Source organism: Bordetella genomosp. 7, assembly GCF_002261265.1.
In the GTDB taxonomy this organism is placed as follows: Bacteria; Pseudomonadota; Gammaproteobacteria; order Burkholderiales; family Burkholderiaceae_B; genus Bordetella_A.
This window is the reverse complement of sequence record NZ_NEVK01000003.1, coordinates 284,787-297,852: the sequence shown is the minus strand read 5'-3', so window position 1 is coordinate 297,852 and position 13,066 is coordinate 284,787. Positions and strand designations below refer to the sequence as shown.

The following is a 13,066-nucleotide window of genomic DNA, read 5'->3' as shown; positions in this document are numbered from 1 at the left end:
TACTGGATCACTGGTTGTTGCTGAAGGCATTCGACAACAGGCGCGCCGTAATGTCGACGATGGGGATGACACGTTCGTACGCCATGCGGGTAGGCCCGATGACCCCCAACGTGCCGATCACCCGGCCATCGACGCCGTATGGCGCCGTGATGACCGAGATTTCTTCCAGGGGCAGCAACTGGGACTCGCCCCCGATATAGATCTGCACGCCCTGCGCGCGGCTGGAGACGTCCAGCAGTTGCAGCAGGTCGGTTTTCTGCTCGAACAGCGCGAACATCTTGCGCAGGCGGTCCATGTCGGACGCGATGTCGGTCACGTCGAGCAGCTTGCGTTCGCCGGATATGACCACGCCGTCGCCGTCTTCGACCGCTTCGGCGCCGGCTTCGACCGCTGCCTGCATCAGCCGCGAAATATCTTCGCGCAGCTGCGCCAGTTCGGTGGTAAGCGTCCGCCGCACGGCATCGAACGACTTGCCGGCGAAGTGCACGTTGAAGAAATTGGCCGCCTCGATGAGCTCGGACTCGGAATAGTCGCGCTGTACCGACAGGATGCGGTTCTGCACATCACCATCGGGCGTGACGATAATGAGCAGCACCCGCTTTTCGGACAGGCGGATGAATTCGACCTGCCTGAATACCTGGGCCCGCTTGGGCGTAAGCACGACGCCGGCGAACTGCGTCAGGTTCGACAGCATGACCGCGGCAGCCGTCACCGCCCGCGAGGGCTCGGCGGCCGACAGCGACGCCTCGCTGAACTGCTGCGGCTGGAATTCGAACGGCTGCACCGCCAGCAGCGAATCGACAAACATGCGGTAGCCGCGCGGCGTGGGCACCCGCCCGGCGGACGTGTGCGGGCTGTGGATCAGGCCCATGTCTTCGAGATCGGCCATCACATTGCGGATAGTGGCCGGAGAAAGGTCGAAAACCTTGGAAAGCGTGCGCGAACCGACCGGTTGTCCGTCGGCGATGTGGCGTTCAATCAACGCTTTCAGCAATGCGCGTGCACGATCATCCATATCGGCTATTGTAAGGAAACTTTCAGGGATGGGCGATTTTGTCCCGCAGCAGAACATGCGGCCCCATATAATCGCCGAATCTGCTCAGACTGAAAAATTCTGCCCTTATCGCCATCATGCACTTTCCCACTGTCGCCCTGATAGGCCGGCACCAGGACACGGGCCTGGATACGCCTTTGCGCGCCCTGGCCGACATGCTTGTCAAGGCCGGCCGCCGCGTGCTGGTGGAAGCCGAAACCGCCAGCAATACCGGCGTGCACGAATATCCAGTGGCCACCCTGAAGGAAATCGGCGAAAGCGCGTCGCTGGCCGTGGTAATGGGCGGCGACGGCACCGTGCTCGGGGCGGCGCGCACCCTGGCGCCCTATGGCGTGCCCCTGGTGGGCATCAACCACGGGCGGCTGGGCTTTATTACCGATATCCCGCTGCAGGAAGCCCACGCCGCGCTGGCGCGTGTGATCGAGGGCAACTACCAGGCCGAAGACCGCATGCTGCTGGTGGGCAGCGTATGGCGCGGCGACCAGCTCATGTACACGGCGCCCGCGCTGAACGACGTGGTGCTCAACCGCGCGGGGCGTGGCGGCATGATCGAAGTGCGCGTCGAGCTCGACGGCGCCTTCATGTACGCGCAGCGTGCCGACGGGTTGATCATCGCCACCCCAACCGGCTCGACGGCGTATGCACTGTCGGCCAACGGCCCCATCCTGCATCCGGGGCTGGACGCCATGGTGCTGGTGCCGGTGGCGCCCCAGACTCTTTCGAACCGGCCCATCGTCATTCCGGGCGACGGCGTGCTGAACATGACGCTTACCGCCATCGGGCGGGTGGAAATCGGCGCCAGCGTGCACTTTGACATGCAGACCTGGTCTGACCTGCAACCCGGAGACCGCATCTCGGTACAGCGCGCGCCGCACACGATACGGTTCGTGCACCCCGAAGGGTACAGCTTCTTCTCGACGCTGCGCCGCAAATTGCACTGGAACCTGATGCCGCAGGCGTCGGACAGCGTGGAGTAACAGCAAAACATGCTGCGCACCCTGCATATTCGCGACTTTGTCATCGTCGAGCAGGCCGAAATCCATTTCGGGCCTGGCTTCACCGTGTTTTCCGGCGAGACCGGCGCCGGCAAATCCATCCTGATCGACGCGCTGGCGCTGGCGCTGGGCGAACGGGCCGACGCGGGCGTATTGCGCGAAGGCGCGGCGCGCGCCGACATCACCGCCATCTTCGACGCCCCCGACACCCTGCGCGCCTGGCTCGCCGAACGCGACCTTGATGCAGGCGACGAACTCGCGCTGCGCCGGGTGGTCGACGCCCAGGGCCGCAGCCGCGGCTATATCAACGGCATGCCTTCCCCTCTGGCGCAATTGCGTGAACTGGGCGATAGCCTTGTGGACATTCACGGCCAGCACGCGCACCAGAGCCTGATGCGGGCCGATGCGCAGCGCGATCTGCTGGACACGCACGGCGGACATGGTGAACTGCGGCACGCCGTGACGCAGGCCTGGAAAGACTGGCGCGGCCTGGCCCGCCAGCTCGAGCTCGCCGAAAAAGATGCGGCAGGCCTGGCGGCGGAACGCGAACGTCTGCAGTGGCAGGCCGAGGAACTCGACCAGCTGGCGCTGCAGCCAGACGAATGGGACGCCCTGCAAGGCGAGCAATCGCGTCTGGCGCATGCCCAGGGCCTGCTCGATGGAGCCGCCCAGATACTCGAGGCGCTGGACGGCGAAGACGATTCCGCGCGGCACCGCCTGAACACGGCGCACCACCGCCTGCAGCAGATGCTGCGGCACGATCCCGCCCTGCAGGGCGTCGCAGAGGAACTCGAATCGGCCCGCATTGCGGTGGCCGAAGCCGTCTCCGACCTGAACAACTATGTCAGCCGGGTCGAGCTCGATCCGCAACGCCTGGCAGATGTCGAAGCCCGCATGAGCGTGGTCTTCGATACCGCCCGCAAGTTCAAGACCGAACCGGAAGCCCTGCCGGCGCTGCAGACATCGGTGCATGCCCAATTGGCCGACCTGCAGGCGGCCGCCGACGTGGACGCGCTACGCGAGCGCACCCAGGCGGCCGCCGCACGATATGAAAACGCGGCCGCGAAATTATCCGCGGCTCGCGCAAAGGTTGCCAAAAACCTGGGCAAGCAGGTAACGCAGGCAATGCAGACGCTGGCGATGCAAGGCGGCCGTTTCGAGCCCGTCGTGTCGCCGGGGTCGCCGTCGGCGCATGGCAGCGACCACGTGGAATTCCTGGTCGCCGGGCACGCCGGCACCTCGCCGCGCCCCTTGGGGAAGGTGGCGTCGGGCGGCGAGCTGTCGCGCATATCTCTGGCGCTGTCGGTCATCGCCAGCAAAGCCGCGCGGGTGCCCACGCTGATTTTCGACGAGGTCGACAGCGGCGTGGGCGGCGCCGTAGCCGAAGTCGTGGGCAAGCTGCTGCGCGAACTTGGCGACCGCCATCAAGTGCTGTGCGTGACCCACCTGCCCCAGGTCGCGGCTTGCGGCACGGCCCAATACCGGGTCAGCAAGACCGAAACGGCCGGCGCCACCCGTTCGCACATTGCCGAACTGGATGCGGACGAACGCGTGGAAGAAATCGCGCGCATGCTGGGCGGCATCAAGATTACCGCCACCACGCGCGACCACGCGCGCGAAATGCTGGGCACGCTGACCGAATCGTCGCGATAGGGCGCGCACGCGCCCCAGCGCGATCCGCGCAAGGCGCGGGCGGCAAGATTCGAAGCACAAAGAAGAAACCGCCGGCGCGAACGCGGGTTCGCGCCGGCGGCCATGCACAAATCAGCGCTTGTGCTGGCAGTCTCCGCAGATGCCGTACAGCACCATTGCGTGGCTTTCAAGGGCAAAGTTGTTGTCCTTGGCCACTTTGTACTGGCGCCTTTCGATATCGGGATCGGAAAACTCGACGACCTTGCCGCAATTGGTGCAGATGAGGTGGTCGTGGTGATCGCCGTCGTTCAGTTCGAAGACGGCCTTGCCGCTGTCGAACTGGCTGCGGGTCAGGATGCCGGCCTGCTCGAACTGGGTAAGCACCCGGTAAACAGTGGCCAGGCCGATTTCCACGTTTTCGCTGATAAGGGCGCGATACACGTCTTCTGCGCTCAGGTGGCGCAGTTCGGCCTTACGGAAGATATCAAGGATCTTCAGGCGAGGGAAAGTCGCCTTCAGGCCCATGTTCTTCAGTTCGCTTTGGTCGGTAGTCATGGTGTAATCGCCCTCCGTACGCCATGTAGTATGGGGCAGGAACGCGGCAGAGAACGGGCAGCGCACCGCCTTTTTTGCTGTCCGCGGAACTCCCGCATTATGAAACCTTTATGATAACGGTTTTACCGGCTTTAATTTAGATAGGGGCGCCTGGAGTCCATGATTGCACGTATTCCGACTCGGTTTATCAAGACCGCGCTCGCCACGACATCGATTGCCCTCGCCCTGGCAGGCTGCACATCCGACAAATGGGGTTTCCCGTACAAGGCGCCCGTACAGCAGGGTAACTGGATTACCCAGGAACAGGTAGCCCTGCTGCAGCCCGGCATGACGCGCGAGCAGGTGCGCTTTGCGCTGGGCAGCCCCACGCTCACCAGCGTGCTGCACGCCGACCGCTGGGACTACCCCTACTATTTCAAGCCTGGCTACGGCGACGCCCAGGAGCGCAAGTTCACCGTCTGGTTCGAAAACGACAGGCTGGTGCGCTGGGAAGGCGACCAGCAACCCGCGCTGCAACCCTTCCAGCTCGACGCGGCGGGCAACCCCGCCCAGGAAAAAATCGACGAAGAGATCGACACCGAGACGGCGCGCCGGGATGCACAGGGGGCCGACCGCGTCGCGCCCGCGGCGCCCGCCGACCCCGCGCAGCTGCCCGCGCTGGGCACGCCGCCGGGCGGCATGCAACCGGTCGAGCCCGCCGACCCGGCGATGCGCGCTCCGGACATGCAGGGCCCGGCGCCCACGCCTGCGCCCGCCGACACCCCGCCGCCGCGCCGCGAACTATTGATCAATTCACCCCTTACGCAGCCCAGCCCCATCGGCCAGCCCGGCGGCGGCGCCGAGCCGCTGCGCTGATCCAACCCGGCACAAGGAACCCACCATGCGCATCGCCATTGCCGGCGCCAGCGGCCGTATGGGCCACATGCTGATCGAAGCCGTACTGAACCATGCCGACCTGACCCTGTCCGCGGCGCTGGCCCGCACGGGGTCGGCCGCCATCGGCCAGGACGCCGGCGCCTTTCTCGGGCGCGATACCGGCGTGGTCATCACCGACCAGCTCGACGCCCTGGCCGACGCCGATTGCCTGATCGACTTCACCCGGCCCGAAGCCACACTGCAGCACCTGGAGGCCTGCGTGCGCCACGGCACGCACATGGTGATCGGCACGACGGGGTTCGACCAGGCCGGCCGCGCAGCCATCGAAGTCGCGGCGCAGAAAACCGCCATCGTCTTTGCCCCCAACATGAGCGTGGGCGTCAACGCCACCCTGAAACTGCTGGACGTGGCGGCGCGGATCCTGAACTCGGGGTACGACGTCGAGGTTTTCGAAGCGCACCACCGCAACAAAGTCGACGCGCCCTCGGGCACCGCCCTGAAAATGGGCGAAACCGTCGCCTCGGCATGGAACGTGGCGCTGCCCGATGTGGCCACCTGGGAACGCCATGGCGACACGGGCCCGCGCAAACCGGGCACCATCGGCTTTTCGGTGGTGCGGGGCGGCGATATCGTGGGCGACCATACCGTGTACTTCTGCGGCACCGGCGAACGCATCGAGATCACGCACCGCTCGAACAGCCGCAGCACCTACGCCGAAGGGGCCGTGCGCGCCGCGCGCTTTCTGCAGAACCGCCGCAGCGGCCTTTTCGACATGCAGGCGGTGCTGGGGCTGTAGCCCGCTCGCGTCACGCGCCCGGCGCGCGGGCGTCGCGCCACACCACCGGCTCGGGCTCCAGCTGTACGCCATAGCGTTGCGCCACGTCGCGCTGGATGGCGGCCGCCAGCCCCATGACATCGCTCGCGGTCGCGCCGCCGCGATTGACCAGCACCAGCGCCTGCCTGTCGTGCACGCCGGCCGCCCCCAGTTGCCTGCCCTTCCAGCCGCATTGGTCGATCAGCCAGCCCGCGGCCAGCTTGAAACGCCCGTCGGGCTGCGCATACGAAACCAGCCCGGGATGCCGCTCGGCCAGCGCGTTGCGCGTGGCGGCATCGACCAGCGGATTCTTGAAGAAACTGCCCGCATTGCCGATGACGGTCGGGTCGGGCAGCTTGGCGCGGCGGATGCTGCACACCGCTTCATAGATATCGCGCGCGCTGGGCGCAGGGCCCATCGACGCAGCCTGGCGCTGCAGGTCGGGATAGTCCAGCACCGGACGCCAGGGCCGCGGCAAGGCGAACCGCACCGAAATGATCACCCACGCGCCGGGCGCATCGTGCTTGAAGATACTGTCGCGGTAGGCGTAGCGGCAGGCCGCGGCGTCCATGTCGACCAGCCGGCGTTGCCGCACGTTCCAGGCAGTAAGCCCCAGGAAACGGTCGGCCAGTTCCACGCCATAGGCGCCGATGTTCTGCACCGGGGCGGCGCCGACCGTGCCTGGGATCAAGGCGAGGTTTTCGAGCCCATCCCAGCCGTTGGCCACGCAGGCGGATACAAACCCGTGCCAGTTCTCGCCTGCGCCGGCTTCGATGATCCACGCGTTCGGCCGGGCCTCGACCAGGCGCACGCCGGCCAGCGCAACTTGCGCGACCAGGCCTTCTACCTGCGGCGGCAACACCAGGTTGCTGCCGCCCCCCAGCACCAGCAAGCTGGCATAGCGGTCGGCCAGGTCTGACAGGGCGGGCAGTTGCGCGGGCGATCGCAGGCAGACGAAGGCCGGGGCACGCGACTGCAGCCCCAGCGTGTTGAGCGTGGTCAAGTCCCGCGCCGTGGGGGTCAAAGAGGTATCAGGCGGGGCCTGCGGGATGTCCGGCATGGAAAGCGAATCGGGATCTATCAGTAGCAGCAAAGCTGCATATTAACGGTATCCCGCTAATCATTTGCACACCGGCTGGAAAACCGCTATGATGCCGGTCTTCGCTGATCGGCCGGTTGTTTTAGCCGGCTCGGCAATGCGGGAGTAGCTCAGTTGGTAGAGCGCAACCTTGCCAAGGTTGAGGTCGCGAGTTCGAGACTCGTCTCCCGCTCCAGAATTTTTATCCGTGGCATCCATCGATGTTCATGGATCATGAAAAAGAAAGGCCGAAAACTCTGTTTTCGGCCTTTTTTTCGTCCAGCAACATCCGCTGCCGGGCCGTCCGAATACAGCGCTGGCTATGGCGAGTCGGCCCGCAGGGCAGCGCTGAACAGGGCCAAGGCGTCGATGCCGGCCTGGATTGCTGCTGCCCCGTTCACAGTTGCGGTCAAGAACTGTCAATATTCACATTGCTTTGAAGTTGCCGTCTGCGCACCGCGATACCCTGGCGTCTTTCATCCTTGGGGTCGGAAATGTCTTCACTTGGCAAGCGGTGTGGCGCGGAATTTTTCGGTACGTTCTGGCTGGTGTTGGGCGGCTGCGGCGCGGCGGTGCTGGCTGCCGGGTTTCCAGGGCTGGGCATCGGCTTTGCCGGGGTGGCGCTGGCTTTCGGCCTGACCGTGCTGACCATGGCGTTCGCCGTCGGCCACATTTCAGGTGGGCATTTCAATCCGGCCGTGACGGTTGGCCTGGTGGCGGGCGGCCGCTTTCCCGCCCGGGAAGTCGCACCCTACGTGGTTGCGCAGGTGCTGGGCGCCATCGTCGCAGCAGCGGTGCTGGCCGCCATCGCCAACGGGCAGCCGGGCTTTGACCTGCAGGGCAGCCGCTTCGCAGCCAACGGCTACGGAGAATATTCGCCGGGCAAGTACTCGATGCTGGCCGCACTGCTTACCGAAGTCGTCCTGACCGCAGGTTTCATCTTCGTCATCCTGGGCGCCACCAGCAAGCGCGCGCCCGCCGGTTTTGCCGCGATACCCATCGGCCTGGCGCTTACGCTGATCCACTTGATCAGCATCCCGGTGACCAACACTTCGGTGAACCCGGCCCGCTCTACCGGTCCGGCGCTGTTCGTGGGGGGCTGGGCGCTGGAACAACTGTGGCTGTTCTGGGTCGCACCGATTGCCGGCGCAATTATCGGCGCCATCGCCTACAGGCTGATCAGCGAGCCGGAGCAGGAACGGGGCTGACCCGCGCTTCGGGAATGCCCATCCATCGAGATGGCGAATCCCATGGCCGGACGCGCGCAGTGAAATAGCGAGCGTCGGTTCCAATAAAATGGCCGAAACCTTGCGTTTCGGCCTTTTTGTTTTTTCCTTGGCGACACTGCGCCGACCCGTGCAACAGTGTCCAGCAACACCATGACCGACATCTACCACTTCGAAGCGGGAACGGCGCCCCTGCTGATTTCCATCCCCCACCTGGGCAGCCAGATCCCGGAGCCCTTGAGGCCCGCCATGACCGCGCTCGCGCTGCGCTCGGGCGACACCGACTGGCACCTGGACCGGCTGTACGCCTTTGCGCGCGGCCTGGGCGCATCGTTTCTGTGGGCCCGCTATTCGCGCTATGTGGTAGACCTGAACCGCCCGCCCAACGACGACGACCTGTACCCGGGCCAGGCCAAGACGGGCCTGTGCCCCACGCACACGTTCCACGGAGAGCCCCTGTACCTGGACGCACGCGACAGCATCCCGGACACCGAGCGCGACGCGCGCCGGCAGGCCTATTGGCAGCCTTACCACGACAAGCTGCGCGCCGAAATCGACCGTCTGAAGTCGCAGCACGGCAAGGTGCTGCTATGGGAAGCGCATTCCATCGCCAGCGTGATCCCCCGCCTGTTCGAGGGCAAGCTGCCCGACCTGAACATCGGCACCGCCAACGGCGCGGCATGCGGCCCGGCCCTGGAAGCCGCGATACGCCGCGAGCTCGAACAAGGCCAGTACACCTGGGCGATCAACGGCCGCTTCAAGGGCGGGTACATTACCCGCCACTATGGCGCGCCACAAGACAACATACACGCCATCCAGCTGGAAATGTGCCAGTCCACCTACATGGACGAGACGTATCCGTATGCCTGGCGGGACGAGCCGGCCGAACGGGCAGGCGCCGCGGTCGAGCGCCTGGTGCGCAGTGCCTGCGCGCAGCTCTGAGCGTCAGGCATATTTGCCGATAAGGCCGCCGTCGACGACGAGTTCGGTGCCGGTAATGTAGGCCGCTTCGTCCGAGGCCAGGAACGCCACCGCATTGGCGACTTCCCAGGGTGTTCCCATGCGGCCCATGGGAACCTGGCGTGCGCGCGCCGCACCGGCTTTCTCGGCGTCGCCGTCGGCCGTGAACATGCGCGCCACCGTGTGGCGCACGCGCGGCGTATCGATCAGGCCGGGCACCACCGTGTTGGCCCGTATGCCATAAGGCGCATATTGCTGCGCGATCATGCGTGCGAACTGGATGACCGCGGCCTTGGTGACGTTATAGGCCAGGTGCGGGTACCCCAGATAACGCAAGCCCGCAACCGACGACACCGCCACGATGGCGCCGCCGCCCTGCTCTCGCATGATGGGCAAGACCAGGCGGCTGGCAATGACCAGGCTGTCGACGTTGACCTTCTGGATGCGTTCCCAGTCGGCCAGGTCGATGTCTTCGGGGCCGCCCACTTTGCCGATCCCGGCGTTGGCCTGCAGAATATCGAGCCGCCCGTATTCGGCCATGATGGACTGCACGGCATCCTGCATGGCTTGCGGGTCGGCCACGTCAGCCTGCAGCGCCACGCCTTTGCCGCCCAGCGCCTGCACAGCAGCCAACGCATCCCGGGCCGAGTCGAGCCGGGCGTCCAGCACGCACACCGTGGCGCCGTGACGCGCCAGTGTCGCGCAACAGGCCTTGCCGATGCTCCAGCCGGGGCCGCTGGATCCGCCGCCCGCCACCAGGGCCACTTTGCCGGCCAGGCGCGTACTGGCCGCGGGCAGCCGGGCCTGCATTTCGTCGCAGGCAGTCATGCGGCGTGCCCCAGGCCCACCGTCATGCCGCCACACACGTACAGCACCTGGCCGGTGATGAAACCGGCGCGATCGTCCAGCAGTGACGCAACGGCATGGGCCACATCGGCCGGCGTGCCCATGCGCTGCACTGGAATGCTGGCGCGGATTTTCTCGGTTTGCGGCGCGCCCGGCGGGTTGACACGCTCGAACAGTTCCGTGGCGATGGGCCCGGGCCCTATCGCGTTGACCGTAATGCCGTCCGCGGCGGTTTCCAGCGCCCAGGTACGCGTCATGCCCAGCAGGCCCGCCTTGGTGGCCGCGTACACCGTACGAGCCGTCTTGCCCAGGGCCGCACGGCTGGACACGTTGACCACGCGCCCGAACCTGCGGCGCCGCATGGCGGGCAGCAGGCCCTGCAGCAACAGCATGGGCGCCTGGATATTCAACGCCGTCACGATCGCCAGGTCTTCGGGGGTGGCGTCTTCCAGCAGGCCCGGGCGCACCGTGCCCGCATTGTTCACCAGGCGCAGCACGTCGCGCTCGGCCGCCAGGGCGGCAACGGCCGCGCGGGTGGCCTCGGCATCGCACAAATCCACCGTCCGGCAGGTTTCGCCGGGCAACAGCTCGGCGGGTGCCTTCAGGTCAAAGTTGACGACCTCATAACCGTCGCGCAACAGGCGCTCGATGATCGCGCGGCCGATGCCGGCGCTGCCACCCGTCACAAGTGCGACGGGCGTGGAATCTGTGGCTGACATTGTCAGTCTCCTTGGCTGTGGGCGGACTTGCCCGCCCCTACATAGGGAATCTCGCGGTCGATAGTTTCCCAGATGAAACGGCCAGAAGGACAGTCCTGTTCTTCAGCAACGTGCGAAACCAGTCCGGCAGCGCGCGAAATCACCGCAAACCCCCGCATCAGCCTGGTGGGCACGCCCAGTTCGCCCAGCAACGCGGCCACCGCGCCGGTGGCATTGATCGTGATATGGCGGCCATACACTTGGTCAACGGTGCGGGCCAGCAGCTCCAGCGCATCCAGCCACTTGCCTTCCAGGTCGGACTCGGCCCGAGCCAGGGCCAGCAGCTTGATGGAACGCGGGTCGTCGGGTTTGTGCAGATGGTGGCCGAAGCCCGGCAAAGGCTTTTTGTTGTCGCGATACGACTGCACGATGGCGCGCGCTTCGGCATGCATATCGTCTGACCGGAGCATGCGCTCGAGCAACTGCGAGCAGTTTTCCATCGTGCCCACAAAGCTGCTGCCCACCGCCATGAGACCGGCGGCGACGGCGCCCTGCAGATTCTCCGGCGCGCTCATGTACACCACGCGCGTGGCAATGGCGCTGGGCGTCAGGCCGTGCTCCATCAGCGTGATGAGCACGGCGTCGACGATGCGCAGATCCACCGGACGCGCTTCACGGCCGGTGATCTGCGAAAACATGACTTCGACGAAGCTTTTCTTGCCCAGCAGGTCTTCGACCAGATCGGCATCGCGGTACGACATGCCCTCGAGATGATGGGCGCAAAGGCGGGTAACGGGGCGGTTCATGCAAGCTCCTTCATGACAGTTTCACGCACGGCATTCTTCAACACCTTGCCCACGGACGATCGCGGCAGGCTGTCGAAAACGTGTATGCGCTTGGGCGTATGCACCGGGCCCAGTTTTTCCCGTACAAACGCCATCAGTGCGTGGGGTTCCACCGATGCGTCCGGATGCAGTTGCACCGCCGCCTGCACGGCCTCGCCCCACTTGTCATCGGGAACGCCGAACACAGAGCATTCGTACACGGCCGGATGCCGCGCCAGGGCGTTCTCGACATCGATGGGATAAACATTGAAACCGCCCGTGATGATGACGTCGCGCAGGCGGTCTTTGATGAACAGGTAGCCGCGCTCGTCCACGACCCCTACGTCGCCGGTATGCAGCCAGCCGTCGACGATGGTTTCGGCGGTTTTTTCGGGCAGGCGCCAGTACCCGGCCATGACGAGGTCGCCGCGCACCACCACTTCGCCGGGCTGGCCCGCAGGCAACAAGCGTCCTTGCCTATCCATGATGGCGAATTCCGAAAACCAGGTCGCGCATCCCACCGAGCCGTGGTTGGCCGGGTCGGCCAGTTCGGCGGGCGTGATCGCCGTGACGATCTGCGGCGACTCGGTCTGGCCGTAGGTGGATCCCACCACCGGTCCGAAAAACGCCTGCACCTGCGCCAGCTTGTCGACCGGCATGGGCGCGCCCCCGTAGATCAGGTTGCGCAGCTGGGGAAAATCCGCGCGCGACACGCCGGGCTGCGCCATGAGCATATAAATCAAGGTGGGGGGCATGAACGCCAGCGTGCCGCCCCGCTCGCGAAACGCCGTGGTGATCGACGCAGGCGACGTTTCTTCCAGGAACACATGGGCGCCGCCCTGCGCCAGTACCGGCAACAGGTAGGTCGACGTGCCATGCGTGACGGGCGCAGCCACCACGTACCGGTCGGCGCTGGTCAGTTGCCAGGCGTGGATCTGATTCACGATCACGGCGGTCCACGCCCGGTAGGGCTGCATGACGCCCTTGGGCAGCCCCGTGGTGCCGCCGGTGAACTTGATGGCCTGGGTCGCGTCCACCCCCGGCTCGCAGCGCCGCGGCTCGCGCCCCGCATAAGCGCGCAGCAGGCCTGCCAGCGCGCGCGGATCCGTCTCCGCGCGGCCGTCGGGATCCAGCCGGATGTGCGCCGCGCCGCCGGGCTGCACCAGGGCGCTGCCCGTATCGTCCGTACACACGATACCTGGCTGGGTCGCGTCCACGATACGCGCGATTTCCGGAGCCGTGCTGCGATAGTTCAGCGGCACCCATACCTTGCCCGACGCCAGCACCGCCAGCAGGGCCACCACATGCTGCGCCGTGTTGCCGGCGCAGATCGCCACGCGGCTCTGCGGCGCCGGGTCCAGCTCCTGGAAAGCGGCGGCAAGCGCCTGCACCTCGCTGCGCAAGCGGGCATAAGTCCATGCGCCGGCCGGAGTATCCAGCGCGACGCGGTCGGGAAAGCGGGCGGCCGCCCGCAGGAAAAAGTCGATGGGGTACACAAACGGCTCCTG

General features: G+C 66.0%; 12 protein-coding genes, 1 tRNA gene and 1 pseudogene. 7 read left to right on the top strand and 7 right to left on the bottom strand.

What is annotated here, in order from left to right:
- Positions 1-7: 7 nt before the first annotated feature.
- Positions 8-1,015, bottom strand: a complete 1,008-nt coding sequence (hrcA, locus tag CAL19_RS03740) for a heat-inducible transcriptional repressor HrcA (RefSeq protein ID WP_026638452.1) — start codon at positions 1,013-1,015, stop codon at positions 8-10.
- A gap of 116 nt (positions 1,016-1,131) precedes the next feature.
- Here hrcA and CAL19_RS03735 point away from each other — a divergent pair, with 116 nt between their 5' ends.
- Both CAL19_RS03735 and recN read left to right on the top strand, forming a co-directional pair.
- On the top strand, positions 1,132-2,031 hold the full coding sequence (locus tag CAL19_RS03735) for an NAD kinase (protein ID WP_094796060.1): 900 nt from the start codon (positions 1,132-1,134) through the stop codon (positions 2,029-2,031).
- 9 nt (positions 2,032-2,040) lie between these two features.
- Positions 2,041-3,702, top strand: coding sequence for a DNA repair protein RecN (gene recN / locus CAL19_RS03730; RefSeq protein WP_094796059.1), 1,662 nt, complete (start codon positions 2,041-2,043; stop codon positions 3,700-3,702).
- Positions 3,703-3,813: 111 nt separating this feature from the next.
- Here the strand turns inward: recN and fur are convergent, their stop codons facing one another.
- Positions 3,814-4,236: a ferric iron uptake transcriptional regulator gene (gene fur / locus CAL19_RS03725; protein WP_026638455.1), complete on the bottom strand. Its 423-nt coding sequence runs from the start codon at positions 4,234-4,236 to the stop codon at positions 3,814-3,816.
- A gap of 159 nt (positions 4,237-4,395) precedes the next feature.
- Here fur and CAL19_RS19750 point away from each other — a divergent pair.
- Together CAL19_RS19750 and dapB are read left to right on the top strand one after the other, a co-directional pair.
- A pseudogene (locus CAL19_RS19750) lies at positions 4,396-4,932 on the top strand (outer membrane protein assembly factor BamE); the annotation flags it as partial.
- A 184-nt stretch (positions 4,933-5,116) separates the two neighbouring features.
- Complete coding sequence (gene dapB, locus CAL19_RS03715) at positions 5,117-5,908, top strand: 4-hydroxy-tetrahydrodipicolinate reductase (protein ID WP_026638456.1); 792 nt, start codon at positions 5,117-5,119, stop codon at positions 5,906-5,908.
- Positions 5,909-5,918: 10 nt separating this feature from the next.
- On the opposite strand, the gene murB is transcribed toward dapB, so the two are convergent.
- Positions 5,919-6,986, bottom strand: a complete 1,068-nt coding sequence (gene murB, locus CAL19_RS03710; protein ID WP_026638457.1) for a UDP-N-acetylmuramate dehydrogenase — start codon at positions 6,984-6,986, stop codon at positions 5,919-5,921.
- 138 nt (positions 6,987-7,124) lie between these two features.
- Between murB and CAL19_RS03705 the strand changes: the two genes are divergently transcribed.
- The 3 genes from CAL19_RS03705 to hutG all read left to right on the top strand — a co-directional run bounded on the left by CAL19_RS03705 (position 7,125) and on the right by hutG (position 9,172).
- Positions 7,125-7,200: transfer RNA gene (locus CAL19_RS03705), tRNA-Gly, on the top strand.
- A 298-nt stretch (positions 7,201-7,498) separates the two neighbouring features.
- Positions 7,499-8,212, top strand: coding sequence for an aquaporin Z (gene aqpZ / locus CAL19_RS03700; RefSeq protein ID WP_026638458.1), 714 nt, complete (start codon positions 7,499-7,501; stop codon positions 8,210-8,212).
- Between the two features lie 171 nt (positions 8,213-8,383).
- Positions 8,384-9,172 carry an N-formylglutamate deformylase gene (hutG, locus tag CAL19_RS03695; RefSeq protein WP_094796057.1) on the top strand — a complete coding sequence of 263 codons (789 nt, stop codon included), beginning with the start codon at positions 8,384-8,386 and terminating at the stop codon, positions 9,170-9,172.
- Positions 9,173-9,175: 3 nt separating this feature from the next.
- Here hutG and CAL19_RS03690 read toward each other — a convergent pair whose 3' ends face one another.
- Genes CAL19_RS03690 through CAL19_RS03675 form a run of 4 tightly spaced genes read right to left on the bottom strand, consistent with a single transcriptional unit; the run spans position 9,176 to position 13,054 of the window.
- On the bottom strand, positions 9,176-10,018 hold the full coding sequence (locus CAL19_RS03690) for an SDR family NAD(P)-dependent oxidoreductase (protein WP_094796056.1): 843 nt from the start codon (positions 10,016-10,018) through the stop codon (positions 9,176-9,178).
- Positions 10,015-10,755, bottom strand: a complete 741-nt coding sequence (locus CAL19_RS03685; protein ID WP_026638461.1) for an SDR family oxidoreductase — start codon at positions 10,753-10,755, stop codon at positions 10,015-10,017. Before CAL19_RS03685 ends, CAL19_RS03690 begins: the two co-directional genes overlap by 4 nt.
- Positions 10,756-10,757: 2 nt before the next feature.
- Positions 10,758-11,540 (bottom strand): citryl-CoA lyase, encoded by a 783-nt coding sequence (locus tag CAL19_RS03680; protein ID WP_094796055.1) that lies wholly within the window; start codon positions 11,538-11,540, stop codon positions 10,758-10,760.
- Entirely contained in the window at positions 11,537-13,054 is a 1,518-nt protein-coding gene (locus CAL19_RS03675) for a class I adenylate-forming enzyme family protein (RefSeq protein ID WP_094796054.1), read from the bottom strand. Before CAL19_RS03675 ends, CAL19_RS03680 begins: the two co-directional genes overlap by 4 nt.
- Between the last annotated feature and the right edge of the window lie 12 nt (positions 13,055-13,066).

Bases quoted from the DNA above. Each gene is read 5' to 3' on its own strand.
- hrcA (WP_026638452.1), bottom strand. From the start codon at position 1,015: ATGGATGATCGTGCACGCGCATTGCTGAAAGCGTTGATTGAACGCCAC.
- CAL19_RS03735 (WP_094796060.1), top strand. From the start codon at position 1,132: ATGCACTTTCCCACTGTCGCCCTGATAGGCCGGCACCAGGACACGGGC.
- recN (WP_094796059.1), top strand. From the start codon at position 2,041: ATGCTGCGCACCCTGCATATTCGCGACTTTGTCATCGTCGAGCAGGCC.
- fur (WP_026638455.1), bottom strand. From the start codon at position 4,236: ATGACTACCGACCAAAGCGAACTGAAGAACATGGGCCTGAAGGCGACT.
- dapB (WP_026638456.1), top strand. From the start codon at position 5,117: ATGCGCATCGCCATTGCCGGCGCCAGCGGCCGTATGGGCCACATGCTG.
- murB (WP_026638457.1), bottom strand. From the start codon at position 6,986: ATGCCGGACATCCCGCAGGCCCCGCCTGATACCTCTTTGACCCCCACG.
- aqpZ (WP_026638458.1), top strand. From the start codon at position 7,499: ATGTCTTCACTTGGCAAGCGGTGTGGCGCGGAATTTTTCGGTACGTTC.
- hutG (WP_094796057.1), top strand. From the start codon at position 8,384: ATGACCGACATCTACCACTTCGAAGCGGGAACGGCGCCCCTGCTGATT.
- CAL19_RS03690 (WP_094796056.1), bottom strand. From the start codon at position 10,018: ATGACTGCCTGCGACGAAATGCAGGCCCGGCTGCCCGCGGCCAGTACG.
- CAL19_RS03685 (WP_026638461.1), bottom strand. From the start codon at position 10,755: ATGTCAGCCACAGATTCCACGCCCGTCGCACTTGTGACGGGTGGCAGC.
- CAL19_RS03680 (WP_094796055.1), bottom strand. From the start codon at position 11,540: ATGAACCGCCCCGTTACCCGCCTTTGCGCCCATCATCTCGAGGGCATG.